Origin of the sequence: Undibacterium sp. WLHG33, assembly GCF_049544815.1 — a bacterium.
Taxonomy (GTDB): domain Bacteria; phylum Pseudomonadota; class Gammaproteobacteria; order Burkholderiales; family Burkholderiaceae_D; genus Undibacterium.
This window is the reverse complement of sequence record NZ_CP186697.1, coordinates 802,361-820,346: the sequence shown is the minus strand read 5'-3', so window position 1 is coordinate 820,346 and position 17,986 is coordinate 802,361. Positions and strand designations below refer to the sequence as shown.

At 50.8% G+C, this 17,986-nt stretch carries 15 protein-coding genes; 8 read left to right on the top strand and 7 right to left on the bottom strand.

Going from position 1 to position 17,986, the window contains the following annotated elements; genetic code table 11:
• Positions 1 to 9 precede the first annotated feature (9 nt).
• Together ACOTSW_RS03750 and ACOTSW_RS03745 are read left to right on the top strand one after the other, a co-directional pair.
• The gene (locus ACOTSW_RS03750) at positions 10 to 1,068 is read left to right on the top strand and encodes an acyltransferase family protein (RefSeq protein WP_423681082.1); all 1,059 of its coding nucleotides are present in this window, start codon (positions 10 to 12) and stop codon (positions 1,066 to 1,068) included.
• Between the two features lie 307 nt (positions 1,069 to 1,375).
• On the top strand, positions 1,376 to 1,714 hold the full coding sequence (locus tag ACOTSW_RS03745; protein ID WP_423681081.1) for a DUF3579 domain-containing protein: 339 nt from the start codon (positions 1,376 to 1,378) through the stop codon (positions 1,712 to 1,714).
• Between the two features lie 167 nt (positions 1,715 to 1,881).
• On the opposite strand, the gene ACOTSW_RS03740 is transcribed toward ACOTSW_RS03745, so the two are convergent.
• Entirely contained in the window at positions 1,882 to 2,787 is a 906-nt protein-coding gene (locus ACOTSW_RS03740; RefSeq protein ID WP_423681080.1) for a LysR family transcriptional regulator, read from the bottom strand.
• A 93-nt stretch (positions 2,788 to 2,880) separates the two neighbouring features.
• Between ACOTSW_RS03740 and ACOTSW_RS03735 the strand changes: the two genes are divergently transcribed.
• From ACOTSW_RS03735 to ACOTSW_RS03720, 4 genes are all read left to right on the top strand, one after another.
• A complete protein-coding gene (locus ACOTSW_RS03735; RefSeq protein WP_423681079.1) occupies positions 2,881 to 3,615 on the top strand; it encodes a histidine phosphatase family protein in 735 nt (244 codons plus the stop codon).
• 9 nt (positions 3,616 to 3,624) lie between these two features.
• A complete protein-coding gene (locus ACOTSW_RS03730) occupies positions 3,625 to 4,389 on the top strand; it encodes an SDR family oxidoreductase (protein WP_423681078.1) in 765 nt (254 codons plus the stop codon).
• A 65-nt stretch (positions 4,390 to 4,454) separates the two neighbouring features.
• Entirely contained in the window at positions 4,455 to 5,681 is a 1,227-nt protein-coding gene (locus tag ACOTSW_RS03725; RefSeq protein WP_423681077.1) for an acyl-CoA dehydrogenase, read from the top strand.
• Between the two features lie 324 nt (positions 5,682 to 6,005).
• Positions 6,006 to 7,706: a long-chain-fatty-acid--CoA ligase gene (locus tag ACOTSW_RS03720; RefSeq protein WP_423681076.1), complete on the top strand. Its 1,701-nt coding sequence runs from the start codon at positions 6,006 to 6,008 to the stop codon at positions 7,704 to 7,706.
• Positions 7,707 to 7,787: 81 nt separating this feature from the next.
• On the opposite strand, the gene sppA is transcribed toward ACOTSW_RS03720, so the two are convergent.
• From sppA to ACOTSW_RS03705, 3 genes are all read right to left on the bottom strand, one after another.
• Entirely contained in the window at positions 7,788 to 9,644 is a 1,857-nt protein-coding gene (gene sppA / locus ACOTSW_RS03715) for a signal peptide peptidase SppA (protein WP_423681075.1), read from the bottom strand.
• 24 nt (positions 9,645 to 9,668) lie between these two features.
• Complete coding sequence (locus tag ACOTSW_RS03710) at positions 9,669 to 10,682, bottom strand: S1/P1 nuclease (protein ID WP_423681073.1); 1,014 nt, start codon at positions 10,680 to 10,682, stop codon at positions 9,669 to 9,671.
• 84 nt (positions 10,683 to 10,766) lie between these two features.
• Positions 10,767 to 10,973 (bottom strand): hypothetical protein, encoded by a 207-nt coding sequence (locus tag ACOTSW_RS03705; RefSeq protein ID WP_423681072.1) that lies wholly within the window; start codon positions 10,971 to 10,973, stop codon positions 10,767 to 10,769.
• On the opposite strand from ACOTSW_RS03705, the gene ACOTSW_RS03700 reads away from it, so the two are divergent.
• Both ACOTSW_RS03700 and ACOTSW_RS03695 read left to right on the top strand, forming a co-directional pair.
• Positions 10,963 to 12,642: a peptide chain release factor 3 gene (locus tag ACOTSW_RS03700; RefSeq protein ID WP_423681070.1), complete on the top strand. Its 1,680-nt coding sequence runs from the start codon at positions 10,963 to 10,965 to the stop codon at positions 12,640 to 12,642. The two genes, ACOTSW_RS03705 and ACOTSW_RS03700, sit on opposite strands and share 11 nt — an antisense overlap.
• A gap of 315 nt (positions 12,643 to 12,957) precedes the next feature.
• Positions 12,958 to 13,272: a hypothetical protein gene (locus tag ACOTSW_RS03695; protein ID WP_423681069.1), complete on the top strand. Its 315-nt coding sequence runs from the start codon at positions 12,958 to 12,960 to the stop codon at positions 13,270 to 13,272.
• Between the two features lie 177 nt (positions 13,273 to 13,449).
• On the opposite strand, the gene ACOTSW_RS03690 is transcribed toward ACOTSW_RS03695, so the two are convergent.
• The 3 genes from ACOTSW_RS03690 to ACOTSW_RS03680 all read right to left on the bottom strand — a co-directional run bounded on the left by ACOTSW_RS03690 (position 13,450) and on the right by ACOTSW_RS03680 (position 17,883).
• Positions 13,450 to 14,580: a PepSY-associated TM helix domain-containing protein gene (locus tag ACOTSW_RS03690; RefSeq protein WP_423681068.1), complete on the bottom strand. Its 1,131-nt coding sequence runs from the start codon at positions 14,578 to 14,580 to the stop codon at positions 13,450 to 13,452.
• 75 nt (positions 14,581 to 14,655) lie between these two features.
• Positions 14,656 to 16,755 (bottom strand): TonB-dependent receptor, encoded by a 2,100-nt coding sequence (locus ACOTSW_RS03685; RefSeq protein WP_423681067.1) that lies wholly within the window; start codon positions 16,753 to 16,755, stop codon positions 14,656 to 14,658.
• A 381-nt stretch (positions 16,756 to 17,136) separates the two neighbouring features.
• Positions 17,137 to 17,883 carry a YoaK family protein gene (locus ACOTSW_RS03680; RefSeq protein WP_423682251.1) on the bottom strand — a complete coding sequence of 249 codons (747 nt, stop codon included), beginning with the start codon at positions 17,881 to 17,883 and terminating at the stop codon, positions 17,137 to 17,139.
• Between the last annotated feature and the right edge of the window lie 103 nt (positions 17,884 to 17,986).

Genomic DNA, 17,986 nt, shown 5'->3' with positions numbered 1-17,986 from the left:
TGCCCTTTTATGAGCGTTCCTCGCAATAACACGATTGATATCGCCAGAGGGGCAGGGATTATTCTGGTTGTGTTGGGGCATAACTGGATCATTACGCACAATCACGGCGAGTTGTACCGGATTATTTTCTCGTTTCACATGCCCTTGTTTTTCTTTTTATCGGGCGTCGTTTTTAAAAGTAACAGCAGTTTCGGATCTTTTTTTATTTCCCGTGCCGACGCGCTGATCAAGCCATATTTTGTTGTGCTCAGCGTATGGGGACTAGCGCGGATTGCAATCGCTGCTGCGACGTGGCAGCCGTATTTTTCTGGCGTGCTGTATGCGACTGGTAACACCATAGAATGGGTACCCTTGTGGTATCTCCCGCATTTGTTTATCTGTCTGTTGGCGGTGTTTGCAATCTGTAAATTGCTGAAACAACTGCCGCAACAACAGCGATTCATCGCGACATGTCTGCTGGCGATATTGCTTTTGAGTCTGGGAAATTTCTGCCTGATGTGGGCGCAGAATTTACAAAGCCTGGACTGGCAAGACGTTAATTTCCTCTTCAATGATCACCAGTCAGGCTTCCCCGGTTTGCCCTGGAGCCTTGATTTGCTTGGAATCAGCAGTGCTTTCATTCTATTGGGCGTTGCTTGTCAGTCTGCTGTTGCCAAATTTCATTTTCAACAATACTGGTTTGCACTTGTTCTGGGTATTTTCGTCAGTTTGCACTGGTTTTTTGACGAAACCATGGATTTACATTTGCGGCATTACGGTCATTTCTGGATCTCGACAGCCCAGGCTTTATCGGGAATTTATCTGCTACTGTCGTTGGCGTTTGTTTTACAGAAATGGCCTGATATTGCGCGCATACTTGCGTATATCGGCCAGGGCAGTTTATTTATCCTGATTTTCCATTCGTGGACAGAGTGGAAAATTTTTTCTCTGATGGCAAAAGTCAGTGCTTCGGATGATCTGAATGCGATACCGGCTTTGCTTGGTGGTGTGCTGCTTCCGCTGGGATTGCTGGCGCTGGTCAAACGGCGACCTTTGTTTTCTGCATTATTGCTGCCTCGCCAGCGCTGATATAACTGGGATAACAAACCGAAAAAGCTGTGGAATTCTGATCTTTTTTGCAATAAATAAACTGATGCCGATGAAGCAATTTTTTTCAGGCAAGGTGACTGACGGTATCTGTTTGTAAAGTTTACTTGGGTAAAAATACACTATATTGAGAGCTGGCATCGTGATGGACCGATTGTTTGGATATTTATCTGACGCTCAGGTTTCGATCCAACTCTTCTATAAGATATAATACTCATGTATTTTGAAAGCTCGGTGTCACATAATGACATTGTTGCTTTTTTATTTTGCTTCATAGCGAGCCGAGCACATGGCCGATTCAAAAAAAACTCATCCTAAGCCAGTACGCGAGTTTTTCATCCAGGGTATCACCAGCGATGGAAAGCAGTTTCGCCCCAGCGATTGGGCGGAGCGTCTTTGCGGCGCCATGTCCTGTTTCAACCCGGACGGTGGTCGGCACTCGCATCTGCAATATTCTCCTTATGTCCGCCCGATATTGCTAAATGGTATACGTTCTGTCGTTGTGAACGAAGCAATCCGGGATATTGAGCCATTGGCCTATCATTTCGTGGTGAATTTCGCAAAAGACAATGATTTGCAAATCATTGATGCGTGTTTGTTGCCCGATGAACCGCCAGCCAGCAAATAAAACCTCAACCGCACTTTGTTCTGACGACGTGGCGTCGTCTTTCTGTACCCCGGCCATTTTGATGGCAGTCGCGTGACTGTCGCTGCAATATTTGTGGTCTTCTTGCCCCCCACATTTTCTCACCGTCACCAGGCATTTCCCCTCATTTCAAGCGGATTCTGATGCGCTTATTTTCCTGATAAGGACAGAATCACCTGCTCGCGTAGCCAGCGGTTAGCGGGATCATGTTCGACATTCTGATGCCAGTACAGATAGACATCCCACGATGGCATGCTGACCGGCAATGGCAGAATCTGATTGCCAAATTGCTGATTCGCAATACGTGCGTAGCCTTCCGGCATCGTCAGCAATAAATCGGTCTGACTGACAACCCGGCAAGCTGCAAAATAATGCTGACAGCGCAGCCGTATTCTTCTCTGCAAACCGAGGCGGCTGAGTTCGAAATCTTCCAGCCCCATACCTTTGCGACGCGAGCTGGCGAGGATATGTTCAGCCTGCAAATACATGTCCAGATCAAGTTTGCCCTTCACCAGCGGATGATCACGGCGCGCCAGCACGACAGTGGTATCGCGTGAAATTTGCTGGCGCCGGATTTCATTCGGCAACGGCAGCAGCATATCGATTGCCAGATCTAATGTTCCCGCTGCCAGCTCACTGACCAGCTCACGCCGCTCAACCTGAATGGCTGCCAGATTGATCTCCGGAGCCTGCTGCGTAATCCGTTCCAGTAGCGGCGGCAACACCGTCGATTCAAGCACATCGCGCAATGCCAGATTGAACAGCTTGACGGCTTGCGCCGGATCGAAATTGCCATTGTCGGTCAGCGTCAGTTCTAAGCCGCGCAGGGCCTGCCGCACCGGTTCGATGATGCTGCGCGCCAGCGGTGTCGAGACCATGGTTTGTCCTTGCCGGACAAACAACGGGTCATCAAACATCTGCCGCAGACGGTTCAGCGCGTGGCTGATCGCGGGCTGGGTCAGATGTAGTTGCTGGGCGGCGCGGGTCACGCTGCCTTCGCTGTAAATGGCTTCAAAGACGGTGAACAGATTCAGGTCAACTCTGGATATATGCATGATATTAATAGTATTTGATAATAACTATTCATTTGATCAATTATATCCGTCGTTTTACACTCAGTCTTCAGTGAGTTGCAGAACGAGGAAACAATGGCACAGATTTACCTGGTACGTCACGGGCAGGCATCATTTGGCAGTCAGAATTACGATCAGCTTTCTGATCTGGGGCAGCAACAGGCGCAGCATCTGGGGCGCTGGTGGGCACAACGTGAGCTGAACATTGGTCGCGTCGTCACCGGCGGCATGCACCGTCATCAGCAAACGGCGCTCGCCTGCATCTCGACGTTGCAAGCGCAAGAGGCGAGCCAGACTGACACCTCCGCATGGCACACCGACGCTGATTTCAATGAGTACAACCACCATGAAGTGCTGGCGCGTCATGTGCCGGAGTTCGATGATCCGGCCGCGGTCAAACATTTTCTGATGCATACGCCGAATGGCAAACAAGCGTTTCAGGATATTTTTTCGCAAGCCGTCGCACGCTGGGTTTCCGGCCAGCACGATGCCGATTACAGCGAAACTTGGCGCGCGTTTCAAACACGCTGTGTGGCGGCATTACAGCGGCAACTTGCACACGATGATGGCGCTAAAAACATTGCGATTTTCACTTCCGGCGGCACGATTTCCGCGATTTGCCAGCATGTGCTGGGCTTTCCCGACCCCCGTTTTGCCGAACTGAACTGGTCGCTGGTCAACAGCGCTGTAACCCGGTTGCATGTACAAACCGCCACGCCGGAGCGGCCGGTGCGTCTGGCGCTCGCGTATCTGAATAATTTTTCTCATCTCGAAGTCTTGAATAACCCGAAAAACATTACCTACGTTTAGGAGTAAAGAATGACAGACATGTTTGATCTGAGTGGCAAAGTCGCACTGGTCACCGGTGCCAGCCGGGGGATTGGTGAATCGATTGCAAAAACGCTGGCCGCACGCGGGGCGCATGTGATTGTGTCCAGTCGCAAAGCAGAAGCCTGCGAAGCGGTGGTGGCGGCGATTGTGGCTGCCGGCGGGACAGCCGAAGCGCGCGCGTGCCATATCGGTGAAATGGCACAGATCGATGCCTTGTTTGCTGACATCACTGCGGCGCATGGTCGACTCGATATTCTGGTGAATAATGCGGCGACCAACCCGCATTTCGGCCACATCACAGAAACCGATGTCGGTGCATTTCAAAAAACAGTGGATGTGAATATTCGCGGTTATTTCTTTATGTGCAGCGCGGGCGCGAAGCTGATGGCAAAAAATGGCGGCGGCAGCATTATCAACGTGGCATCCGTCAACGGTGTTATTCCTGGTGCGATGCAGGGCATTTATTCGATCACCAAAGCAGCAGTGATAGCGATGACCAAATCTTTCGCGCAGGAATGTGCATCGATGGGCGTGCGTGTGAACGCACTGCTGCCGGGCGCGACCGATACTAAATTTGCTTCCGCTTTATTCCACAACCCGGCAATTCTGGAAAAAGCCCTGACCCGGATTCCAATGAAGCGCATTGCCGAACCGGATGAAATGGCAGGAACCGTGTTGTATCTCGCTTCCAACGCGTCAAGCTACACGACAGGTGCCTGCATCAATGTCGATGGCGGTTACTTAGTCAGCTGAAGTCATCAGTTAATCAAATCGGATGCGTCAGGCATCGCAGATTTTTTTTATATCAAAGGATCATCATGGATTTCCAGTACAGCCCTAAAGTCAAAGAATTGCAAGCCCGTCTGATTGCATTTATGGACGAGCACATCTATCCGAATGAAAAAGTATTTTTCGGTGAAATCGCCGCGAATCGTCAGGCGGGTGACGCGTGGATACCGACGAAAATCGTCGAACAGCTCAAAGCCAAAGCCCGTGCTGCTGGCTTGTGGAATCTGTTTCTGCCGGAATCGGATCAGGGCGCAGGCCTGACGAATCTGGAATACGCACCATTGTGTGAAATCATGGGACGCGCGTTGTGGTCGGCCGAAGTGTTCAACTGCTCTGCGCCGGATACCGGCAATATGGAAGTGCTGGCGCGTTACGGCACACCAGCGCAACAGCAGCAATGGCTGACACCGTTATTGAACGGCGAAATCCGTTCCTGCTTTGCGATGACCGAGCCAGCTGTTGCGTCGTCTGATGCGACGAACATTGAATCTTCTATCGTGCGAGATGGTGATGAGTACGTGATCAACGGCCGCAAATGGTGGTCGTCCGGTGCGAATGATCCGCGCTGCAAAGTGTTCATTTTCATGGGCAAAAGCGATCCGCAAAATGAAAACCGGCACAAGCAGCAATCGATGATCATCGTACCGCGCGATACGCCGGGCGTGACGATATTACGCGCCTTGCCGGTGTTCGGTTATGACGACGCCCCGCATGGTCATGGCGAAGTGGTATTTGAAAATGTGCGCGTACCGGCATCGAATATCTTGCTCGGAGAAGGCCGTGGATTTGAAATCGCGCAAGGGCGTCTTGGCCCAGGCCGCATACATCACTGCATGCGCCTGATCGGCCTTGCAGAGCGCGCGCTGGAAGACATGTGCAAACGTTCGCTGAGCCGGGTTGCTTTTGGTAGGCGGGTCGCAGAGCAGGGCGTCACGCTGGAACGGATTGCGAATGCGCGTATCCTGATCGATCAGGCGCGTTTCCTCGTTTTGAATGCCGCGCAAATGATGGATACCGTTGGCAATAAAGCGGCCGCAAAAGAAATCGCGATGATTAAAGTTGCTGCACCGAATATGGCTTGTCAGGTGATCGACTGGGCGATACAGGCGCATGGCGGTGGCGGTGTGTCGGATGATTTCGGTGTGGCGTATGCGTATGCGCAGGCACGTACCTTGCGCCTTGCCGATGGCCCGGACGAAGTACATCGTAACCAGATCGGCAAAATGGAATTGAAAAAATATATGCCGGCGAAGTGACTATATTCCGCTGCTCTGTGTTTTTCTGATCGTAGCAGCAGCGGAAATTTTTCTGGCTTTGTTTTTGATTTACCCTGACTTTTGCGACAGCAGGACTGACCGGTTATCCGGTCTTTTGTCGTTCAAAAGTTCGCTTGCAAAAATCTGACATTAAGTGTTATTCATACTGCTTAGATACGAAATTGAGGGGAGTATATTAAAAAAACGGCTTATTCTCATCATAAATAAAGGGGTTTAAAAAATACTCCCCGGGAGTATTTTTTAATGTCTCTGACGATCTGTTGTGCTTAATTTTCCAAAAAAATCATTATTCAGGAGACAAAAATGAGCGACACACCTTGGATCAATTCTTACCCTGCGGGCGTACACTGGGATGCCGCATTAACACTCAGTAGCGTGCCGCAACTGCTGCATGATGCAGTCGCCCGCTGGCCGGATTTACCGGCACTGGAATTCATGGGCAAAAAAACCAGCTACCGTGAATTGCAGGCACTGGTCGATCAGGCGACCAAAGGATTTCAGCAACTGGGCGTCAAACCCGGCGTGCACGTCGGTTTGTTTTTGCCGAATACACCGCATTATGTGATCAGTTTTTTTGCCATTCTGCAGGCGGGTGGCACGGTTGTGAATTACTCGCCGCTCGACGCTGAAAAAGTGCTGGAACATAAAATCGAAGACAGCCATACCGATATGCTGGTCACGCTGGACATGAGCATGCTGTATCCGCAGATGGCGAACATGCTGACACATACGCGCCTGCAAAAACTCATCATCGGCAATATCGCTGAAATGACACCGTATCCTGATGCGGTGCGCGCTAACCTTGAGAAGGCCGGACAGTTATGCGCGATTCCGCACGATGCGCAACATGTGTTGTTTGCCGATTTGCTGGCGAATGATGGACAGTACACACCGGTGGCTGCGACCGATCCTGTCGAGACGATCGCGGTGTTGCAATACACCGGCGGCACCACTGGGTTGGCAAAAGGCGCGATGCTGACCCATGCGAATCTGACCGCTGCCTGCAGCCAGATCGTAGAAACCACGCAGACCGAGCCACGCTTGTTAGAAGAGGGGAAAGAACGTTTGCTGGCGGTGTTGCCGCTGTTTCATATTTACGCGCTGACCGTCGATATGCTGTTCGGTATCCGCATCGGTGCAGAAATTGTGCTGCATACCCGCTTCGATGTGGAAGCCGTCGTCAAGGATCTGGCCGCAAAAAAAATCACGGTGTTTCCCGGGGTGCCGACGATGTATACCGCCATCATTCATTATCCACAGATCAAAGACTTCGATCTGCGTTCGCTCAAATTCTGCAATTCCGGCGGCGCCCCTTTACCTGCCGAGGTATTGCAGCAGTTCCAGATTATTACAGGCTGCACTTTGCTGGAAGGCTGGGGCATGACTGAGACCTCACCGACCGGCACTTTCACGCCTGTTTCCGGTGTGCGTAAAGCAGGTTCCTGCGGTTTGCCGACACCGGGCATACGCTTTAAATTCGCCAGCATCGATGACCCGCGCACGTTTGTGGCGAGAGGTGAGCGCGGTGAAATCTGCGTTGCCGGAGCGAATGTCATGAAAGGCTACTGGAATAAGCCAGATGCGACCCGCGATGCGTTTACTGCCGATGGCTATTTCCGCACCGGCGACGTCGGCTATATGGATGAAGAAGGTTTCATCTACATCGTGGATCGCACCAAGGATATGATTTTATCGGGTGGCTACAATGTCTATCCGCGCAATATCGAGGAAGCGATTTATCAGCATCCGGCAGTGGCGGAAGTCAGTGTGATCGGTATTCCTGATGAATATCGTGGTCAGGCAGCGAAAGCGTTTATCAAACTCAAAACAGGACAGACGCCGTTTAGTTTCGATGTGTTGAAAGAGTTTTTGAAAGACAAACTCGGCAAACATGAGATGCCGCAGGCAATGGAAATTCGCCCGGAATTACCGAAAACACCGGTCGGCAAATTATCGAAAAAAGAGCTCTACGATGAAGAGGCGAAGAAACGCGTTACCGCATAAAACTGCGATGTAAAGCAACATAAAAAAAGGGAGCGATCGCTCCCTTTTTTATATGCTCTGTCGCTTAGCATTGGTCTTAGATTAAGGATTCGTACACAGACAATGTGTCAGTGCCGTATAGCCTTTGCCATCTTTGTTAATGTCGGCGAGCCAGCTCAGTTCCGATGCCATTTGCAATGCTGCTGCCGGTGGTACGCCGGTCGGTACCAGTGCGACTTTGAATTGCTGTTGCAGTACTTTGGCCGTTTGTGAGCCGAGCAGATCAAAAATACGGTCAACTTTTGACAGTTCGGGCTCGACGTAGGTGACGCGGAAATCGATGCCGAGTTTAGCGCGATTCGCAGCCGATTTTATGGCGTCAGAATAGCTGCCGACGGTATCGACCAGATTACGCTCTTTTGCCTGCGCACCGGTCCAGACACGTCCCTGCGCGACAGCGTCGATTTTCTCTGGTGTGGTTTTACGGGCCGCTGCTGCCTTGCTCGTGAATTCCGCATAAATATGATTGATGCTGCTTTGTACCAGTTCACCGAATTTCGGATTCAGCGGGCGCAGAGGGTTGAAGCCATCGCCGAGCCAGGTGGTCGTGGTACCGCCGGTATGCACGCCGATTTTATCGAGCGCTTTTTCTGCGGTCGGCAGAATCGCAAACACACCGATGGAGCCAGTGACCGTCGCTTCATCGGCGATCACTTCATCGGCCGCCATGGAAATCCAGTAACCGCCGGAGGCAGCAACATTACCCATGGAAACCACGACAGGCTTGCCAGCTTTGCGCGTCAGTTCGAGTTCACGACGGATTAATTCGGAACCGAAAGCGCTGCCGCCAGGCGAATCAACACGCAAGACAATCGCTTTGATGCTGTCATCTTCACGTGCCTTACGGATCAGTTTGGACGTTGACAAACCGCCGATCGCGCCTGCGGTTGCTGTGCCTTCACTGATTTCACCGGATGCCACGACGACGCCGACTGCATCACCGAATAACTGTGGCTTCTGACGCGCAAGATAATCGTCAAAAGCGATCTGACGGAAGGTTTTGCCTTGTTCGTCTCTGGCGCCGTTTTTCAGCATCAGATCACGCAATTCATCGCGGGTTTTCAAACCATCGACAAGCTTCAGATTCAATGCCAGTTTTGCGCTGTCGTCACCTGCCGCTTTCATTTGTTCCGGCAATTCATTGATGCCCTGCATGATGCTGCCGGCAGGCAGTTTGCGTGCTTTTTCTACATTGTCGGTGTAGGTTTTCCACATCGCGTTGTAGAGGAAAGTATCGGCTTCCATTGCGGCTGGCGATGGTTCATTGGCAATGTAAGGCTCTGCAAAGCTTTTGTAGGTGCCGACCTTGAGCAGATTCACGGTCACGCCGACTTTATCAAGCGCATCGCGGTAGTAGTTACGATAGCGGCCAAAGCCCGTTATCATCACGGAACCCATAGGATGCAGATAGATCTGGTTTGCATGTGCTGCCAGAAAATACTGGCGCTGATCGAAACTCGAACCCCAGGCAATCACCGGTTTGCCGGATGCTTTGAAGCGGTCGATGGCAGCGGCCACTTCGCGCAGCATAGGCAAGCCCGCGCTGCCCATATCATCGAGCAGAAGGACGGCGCTGTGGATCTTGTCATCCTTGGCAGCGCTGTCGAGCACGCTCAGTATGTCGCGCAATTGCGTACTCTTTTTCGCATTACCCTGTGCTTCAGCGAGCAAGGCTTCGCGGGCATTGCCGGAATGCTGTTCGACCAGCGCGCCTTTAAAATCGAGAATCAGCGCGGTCTTGTCTTCCAGCTTTTTGATACCACCGGTAAAAAAACCGATCAGCAGTGCGATAAAAAATATCAGCAACAGTAAATTCAGCAGCACCCGGCGGCTGAAATCCAGCGCGCTCCAGAGATAGCGGAAACCCTGACCTATCCAGCGAAATGGCGTAAAACTCATAGTAATCCTTTGGCGGCGTAGTGATTATTCCGGCCAGACAGTTTGTAAGATCTGCGCCAGATGTGCTCCTGCACGTACTAAGGCATCTTCTTTCATGCTGACCATGGTTTTTTCATATTCCAGCGGCAGCGCGATCGACCAGCTATTACCGCGCTGATTTGGTGTGCTTTTACTGAACTGTGTGCCCGCAAATAATTTTTTCGCATCGCTGACCGCATCGTCTGCCCACAAAGCTGGCAATTGTTCCAGCGGTGCTTTTTTGACAGCCAGATTGCGGGCTTTTTTAGTCAGTGCTTCATTCATGCGGCCGCGTTTAAACTGCGGTGGCAAATCATCCCATAAAGAATGAAGGTTGCCGCAAGGGCATTGTAAGGCATTGCCGCCGACGGTATTGCTGCCGCGGTCGTATTCGCCTTCATCCGGATTGACGATCTTCCCTTCCGCATTCAGGAATACTGAGCCTACATGCAGCGGCTGATGAATATCGCCGACGTAGTGCGTCAGCAAGGCCAGTGCCTCTTGTTTGTCTTTGAATGCAAACGGTTTAGGCTGCGGTTTTCCCTGCAAAACCAGCGCAGCGGCACGGATCGCATTCACCACATCATGATCGCTGGTGCCGACATAGCCGGTCTTGTAATGATCGTGCTGCAGGGCGACGTCAGCATAGTGATATTGCTTATGGCAGTTTTCTTCATCAAACGCCGGATTGCAATTCGTATTGTTGCGACGGACATAATCTGCCATTGCCGCGATACCGGCCGGATTTTCAAATGGTGCACATTCCGGATAGCGCCCGGCGGATGTGTACGCATAATCCTTTTCAGGTGAAATGCCTTTAACGCAGTCGCCCCAGACCGCCATTTTTTCCAGCGTGTTGTCACCCAGCAGGGCTTTGACCTGGGCTCCAGCCTTGGTGCCGGACAGTAATTGATCTGCAATCGCTCCGACTGTCTGGTGACCGTCAGCGCCCCAGGCAAAACTGAGTTGCGGCAGGCTGGCCGCACAGAGCATCAGGGCGGAAATGAATATCTTTTTCATAGAAGTTCAGATAAAGGTTGAGAAAATAGCATGAATAGTAGTACACAAAGATGACGAGGATATAGCAAACGGAGAAAATTTTATTCAGATCTGAGTCCTTTGCAGAGCAGATACCGTACATCGTTTTGTCCTCTGCATGCGGCCGTTACCGGAGCCGTGGGTGATGCCGTCTTGCGAGGTGGTAGCGCCGTCCTTCGCTGCGGCGTCAGGTGTACATTCGACTTCACCCGCAATACCAGTTAAACTTGCGCGTTTTTCTTCCATTTTTGCGGCATCTGCAATGAATACCAATCACGAATCCACAGACGACACTTCAGAATCGGCATCAGCGACGGATGTCAGGCCAGGCAATGCTGTGTCAAAAGATCTGATCAGCCGCGAAGTTAAGCGTCGTCGCACTTTCGGCATTATTTCCCATCCGGATGCGGGTAAAACGACGCTGACAGAAAAACTGCTGATGTTTTCCGGCGCGATTCAGTTGGCCGGTACGGTCAAGGCGCGTAAGAGCGGTCGCCATGCGACTTCGGACTGGATGGAAATCGAAAAGCAACGTGGTATTTCGGTTGCTTCGTCCGTCATGCAGTTTGAATACCGCGATCACGTCGTGAATCTGCTCGATACGCCAGGTCACCAGGATTTTTCTGAAGATACCTATCGCGTGTTGACGGCAGTCGATTCTGCGCTGATGGTGATTGATGCGGCGAAAGGTGTGGAAGAACAAACGATCAAACTGCTGAACGTTTGCCGTATGCGCAATACGCCGATTATCAGTTTCGTCAACAAGATGGATCGTGAAACCCGCGATCCGCTGGAATTGCTCGATGAGCTGGAATCCGTATTAAAGATTCAATGTTCACCGGTCACCTGGCCTATCGGCATGGGCAAAACCTTCCGCGGTGTGTACCATATTCTGCGCGATGAAATTTTGTTGTTCACGCCGGGTAGCGAGCGTGCCGATCAGGAATTTGAAGTGATCAAAGGCATCGATAATCCACGTCTGGCGGAGATGTTCCCGCTGGAAATCGAACAACTGAAGATGGAAGTGGAACTGGTGCATGGCGCATCGCATCCGTTCAGCTTGGAAGATTTCCTGGCCGGTGTGCAAACACCGGTCTTCTTTGGTTCCGCGATTAATAACTTCGGTGTGCGCGAAATTCTGAATGCCTTGCTGGACTGGGCACCGCCACCACGCGAACGTGATGCCACCGTGCGTTCTGTCGAACCGACAGAGCAGGCGTTTTCTGGTTTTGTATTCAAGATTCAGGCAAATATGGATCCGGCACATCGTGACCGTATTGCATTTTTGCGCGTGTGTTCCGGCCGCTTCGAGCGCGGTATGAAGCTCAAGCATTTGCGCCTGAACCGTGAGATTAAAGTGTCGTCGGTCGTGACCTTCATGGCATCTTCGCGTGAACAGGTCGAAGAGGCGTATGCGGGCGATATTATTGGTTTGCCGAATCACGGCAATATGCAGATCGGTGACAGTTTTTCGGAAGGCGAATTACTGCAATTCACTGGCATTCCATACTTCGCGCCGGATTTTTTCCGCACCGCGCGTATCCTGAATCCGCTGAAAATCAAGCAATTACAAAAAGGCTTACAGCAACTCGGAGAAGAAGGTGCGGTACAGGTATTCAAGCCCGTGGTCAGCAGTGATCTGGTACTTGGTGCGGTCGGCGTACTGCAGTTTGAAGTGGTCGCCAGTCGTCTGAAAAATGAATACGGCGTCGATGCTGTGTTTGAAGGCACCAGCATCAGCAGCGCGCGCTGGATTACCTGCGACGATAAAAAAATGCTGGCAGACTTTGAGCGTTCATCTGCCGGTGCGAATATCGCTTTTGACGCGGCGGGGAACATGGCGTATCTGGCGACTTCCGGTGTGAATCTGAAACTCACGCAGGAGCGCTGGCCCGGCATCACGTTCCACGCGACCCGTGAACACGCGGCGAAGCTGGGATAAACCGGCATAAAACAATATCGATGCCACTCGATTTAGGCTTCTGACTTGTGATGTGGCGGGAATCTGAGCTCTCAGCAGCGTTCTGAGCGCTGCCAATACCAAAAATCCAGATCTGATGCGGTCTGCGAAGGTTTTTTCCTTTGCAGACCGCATTTTTATTGGGACTGTTAACACAAATTAAAACCGCATTTTTATTTGCTACTATTTCACCTGTATACCTTTGAACGGTATACCTGCAGCCGGGCGTGCTGCGGATGACCTACGGTAATTCCGAATTGACTTCCGTTTTTTGATTCATCGTCAGGGAGATTCATCATGGCATTATTCTTTATTGAAGCAATCAGGTTTGATGAAAGTGGTAAGCGTATTGAAAAAGTACGCTGGGGACGAAGTAAAGGCGGACAGGTGATGCCACCGGCAACAGTGGATGACCCGCAGGAGGTCGATGTCGGCGTCGTCTGGGATACCATCGCCAACGGTGATGAAGTGGTGACGAAGCTCCATGGCGATCGTGGTATCGTCCTCGGCGAAAAAGTCACCGGCGTGTTATACGAAGATGGTGTGCGCGGGTTGTGTGGTGATGCAAGTGGCAGCGATGGTATCCGTTTGCAGGATTTACCATCGTTTTAACTACGGCCATGAAGACTTTTTATTCTGAAAAATAAAATTGTCTGGGGTATTTAATATTTTTCTGTTCTTTGCTCTGCAAAAGAGACTGTATCGAATGTCATCTTATGCAGGGCAAAGGCAGTTGTTTACTGGTGACGGCTATCGTTTCAAATTTTTTCGTCTGTCCCATTCAGTCCTTTAGCTGCGACGCCGTAGCCATAAGCATATTCCGCTGAACATAAACAGCAGTGGCATTATCCCTGTAAGACTGATAAAAATTCTTCCCGCGATGCCAAATGCTTCCCCTGTGTGCAAGGGAAAAAACCAGTTCAATACTAAGTTCCCGCTTTGTAGTCGCTTCGGATCTGTGATCTGCAATATGCTGGCATCGCGCATGTCGATAGCGATGCGGGTGGACCCTGCCCCTTTTCTGACTTCGTCGGGTTGGCGCATCCGTACTTCCAGGACGTTTCCGGATTTTGCCGGAAACGCCAGGCGGGTTAATTTCCCGTCGGGGAATTGTTGTTGCGCGACCGATAAAATTTGATGAAGTGGTAATAATCGGGTTTCTGCAGAGATCTGCTCAGTTTTTTTGACTTGTGCCGAGAGTGGCATGATCTGCGCGATCAGCGGCGTTATCCATTGGGGAAAATTAAAGTAGATTCCCGTGATTGCAAGAGTAAGAAATACGGGGGCAAAGTAAAACCCTGCAGCACGGTGTAGGCGGAAATTTAATGCACGCCAACTGACGAATTTACCTGTGGTTAACGCTTGTCGAAGCGTTTGCCAGCGTGCTTTGGGCCACCAGAGCAGAATGCCCGATAAACTCAGCATAACGATGATGATGGCTGCGATCGATAAAATGAGTTTCCCGGTTTCCCCTGCCAGCAAATAATGATGCAAATGAAAAATTGTTGGCATGATTTGCTCACGGCTGAAGCCGCTCTTACCCCAATATCGCTCACCCAGAATGGCGCCGGTATCAGGATTCAGCATGAGTTGACGAGATACTCCTTTTTCTTTGTCAGCGCTTAATTTATACCAGACGACCACCGCATGCTGGTTATCTTCCGGCAATTCGATACGGCTCGGTGCGGACGCTTGTGTTTCCGAAAGTTTTACCAGCAAACGTTGCAGGTCGTCAGGACGTTGTGCGAGCGGTGCTTTCTGAGTGTTTGCCGATACAGTCAGTAAGCCGGGGTTGAGCCACTGATCAATTTCATGCCGCCAACTGAGTATGCTGCCGGTTAGTCCTAACAGCACAAAGAAGAGGCCGGCCGTCAGTGCAAAGCATAAGTGCAAACGCCGGAAAATTTTTTTATACGACATGGCTATGTAAATAAAAAAGCACCGCAAGGTTGCGGTGCGTTTGATTGGGGGAGATTATTTCAACGTGTCTGCTTGTTAAAAACGGTAGCGTGTCGTCATATACAGACCCCGGCTTTCACCCGGCATATTGTAGTCATTCGCACCACTGTGAGCGGCGACAAAATAACGACGATTGAACAGATTACGCAGGCTGACATTGAATTCCAGTTTTCCGGCCTGATAACCGGTTGCCAGGTTAATAACGGTGTAGCCAGGTAAGGTAACGAGATTATCCGGCGACGCATAACGTGCCGATTCTGCACGTCCACCACCGGCAACATACCATGCCGGATTGATTGTATATTTCAGCCACAGGTTGGCGCTATGCTTTGGCGTGAGTGCTGAGGTATTGCCTTTGAACGGTGTGCCGGCACTGGTGAGTTCTGTAGATTCGAGAATCTCACCGCGCATGTAGGCGTAACCGGCGAGTATGTCCCAGCCTTTGGCGATCTCGCCTGTGTACTGCAGTTCTACACCTTTCGTGCCTTGTTTTCCGACAGGCAGAGAAGCATTTTTATTCAGAGGATCCTGTACCTGTACGTTATTCTGGCGCATGTCGAATACGGCGAGCGTCAGACTTGCTTTGGCATCGATGTCGAGCTTTAAGCCTACCTCGTTATTCGTCGTTTTCGTTGGCTCTAGCTTGTCGGTGTTGGTACGTATCGTAAAGGTGTCGGCCAGTGGCTGGAACGAGGTGCTATTGCTGGCGTAAAAGCTTAACGCATCGCTGGCGTGATAGACAAAGCCAAGTCGGGGCGCGAAATTATTATCCTGGCGAGATTGATCCAGATTCTTTGAAGTGCGGTCATCGCGATTCTGGCGCAAACTGTCATAGCGCAGACCCGCCAGAATTTTCCATTGTGGCGTCAGGCTGATCAAATCCTGCACATACGCCGCAGCAAACTCATAGCGGTTCAATGTATTGGTTCCCGGAACAAGTGTCGTCGGCATTGCCGCTAAATTGACTCTGACCGGCTGGAATAAATTGTAGGTCGCGACGTTATTCCGGCTCCAGAGAATTTCTTCTTTGTCTTGTGTCCCTAATTCCACGCCGTACATCAACTGATGGCGCGTGTCACCCCATTGTGTTTTCTGGGATAGCTCGGTTTGCCAGTAAGTGCCGTTCTCATTACGCAAGCGCTTGGATTGGCCTATCGATACCGTCGGTGTCGCGCCGTCTTTGATGTCACCGATACCGGTGTAATTTCGGTCAAGTTTGAAATCATAAGAGCGGATCGCGCTGTGTAACGAGAAGTTCTCATTAATTTTATGGTCGAGGGTAATCGTGCCGCTGACGACATCAGACTGCACATAACCAACATCACTCGCGTTGGCCGCACCATAGAATGTATTGACAGGCACATCCACGGGACGACCGCGGTAGGAAGGCAAACCCTGATCTGCGATGCGTTTATCTTTCAGATAGTCGGCTTGCGCAGTGATGCGTGTTGCCGGATTCACCTGCCAGGTTACAGAAGGCGCAACAGCCTGACGCTTGAGTGAAAACTGATCTCGGAAATTACTACTGTCTTCCAGCGCACCGTTAATGCGGAAACTCAGTTGTTCACCGGCAGCGCCCACATCGAAGCTCGTGCGCTTCTGACCTTGCGAACTCAGACTCAGAGCAACCTCAGATTCCGGATGCGCTTGCGGCTTTTTGGTGATGCGATTGATCAGTCCACCAGCTGAACCTCGGCCATATAAGACCGATGTCGGGCCTTTCAGCACTTCGATGCGTTCAATATTTGATAAGTCGCGGAAGTACATCGCGTCATCGCGGATACCGTCGATGTACTGATCGTAAATAGCGGTAAAGCCGCGAATGGCGACCTGATCGCGCTGACCATCACCAACGCTGAAGCTGAGCCCGACCACATTTTGCAAGGCATCCTGAACCGAGCTGGCATTTTGTTCGCGCATGACGATGTCTGGCACGACGTTAACAATTTGTGGAATATTGCGCAGAGCAATTTTTTGTCTGGTTGCGCTGCTGGCTTCAGTAACATCGTATTGATCCGTTTTTTCGGCTCTAACCTTTACCTGAATTTCCGGCAGTTGATTGTCTGCTTGCACATAGCTTGAAAATAGCCCACCAGCCAGAATGCCGGCAATCGTTTTTAATTGAAAGTTCTTCATATCGGAATTGAGAGAGATCGTCGTTACACAGTTGCTTTTTCTTACATGGCGTTGGCGAATAAACGCGACGTAGCCAGGAATCGACCTGATGGGGTATGCAGCAAGAGCAAGTGCTGAATATATTAACGCAAATGATAATGATTCGCAATAATTATTATGTGTGTGTTGTTTTCTTGATTCAGGCGTGGAATTGTTGGTGGCAGGAAATTCTTAGGTAGGATGGGCGTGATTTTTACGCGTTCGCCAGCGTGTGTATCTCATTTTTTTAATACTTTTTTGTGTATTTTTTCTCTGACTTTTCTCCCGTTTTTTTACTTTCAAACTACTGAACATTCTTGCATATACATCTGGCGCGGGCTGCCGTTTGAGTGAAAGACTGCATCATTGCTTCAGCTGTTCTTTGATATTCGGTGCCAGCGATAAGATAATCAGCGCGATTGCGAGTGGCACGGTGGAGATAAAACCAACGTGTTTAAAGCCGGATGCACCGAGAATGCCGCCGATAAAAAATGCCACAACCAGCCGCAGATGCAGACGCAGCTTCTGCAGATTGGCATTAATTTCCTGCTCAGGATGCAGCTCGTCTTTATTTTTATTCCAGTAAATCAGTTTTCCCATTTCTATACCGATATCGGTCACCAGACCGGTCACATGCGTGGTGCGGATTTCGGCCCGTGAAATTTTGGTGATCAGTGCATTTTGCAAGCCCATCAGATAACACAGCAGCACCGTGGTGAAAGAAACCGTCACGACCGCGTGCTCCTGTAATTCTGTGCCGACCAGACCGAACACCAGCAACAAGACCGATTCCAGCAGCAGCACCGGTGTGTACATGTAACGCATGTGATTGCGTTTTGCATAGTTCACCATCAGCGAGGTGCAGGCGGCGCCCCAGCCAAATGCAATCAGCATAAAGATCGCGGCAAATGCAGGGATAAATTTACCGAGAACCAGATCGTCAGCCGCGCTGGAAATCATGCCTGTCATGTGCGACGTGTACTGACCGACAGCAAGAAAGCCACCGGCATTCACTGCGCCTGCGATACAGGCGAGGGTAATGCCCAGATGCATATTCGAGCGCGGTGTTCTTTTGGGGGATGTCAGTTTGGCGAGGTAATTAATCGGAATGGAGATGGGCATCGCAGACGGCCTTAAATGATGAAAACCTAGTCTTAGTGTAACCGACACCGGGCCGTACTGTGAATGTTCTGGCATGGTGTGTGCATTGCTG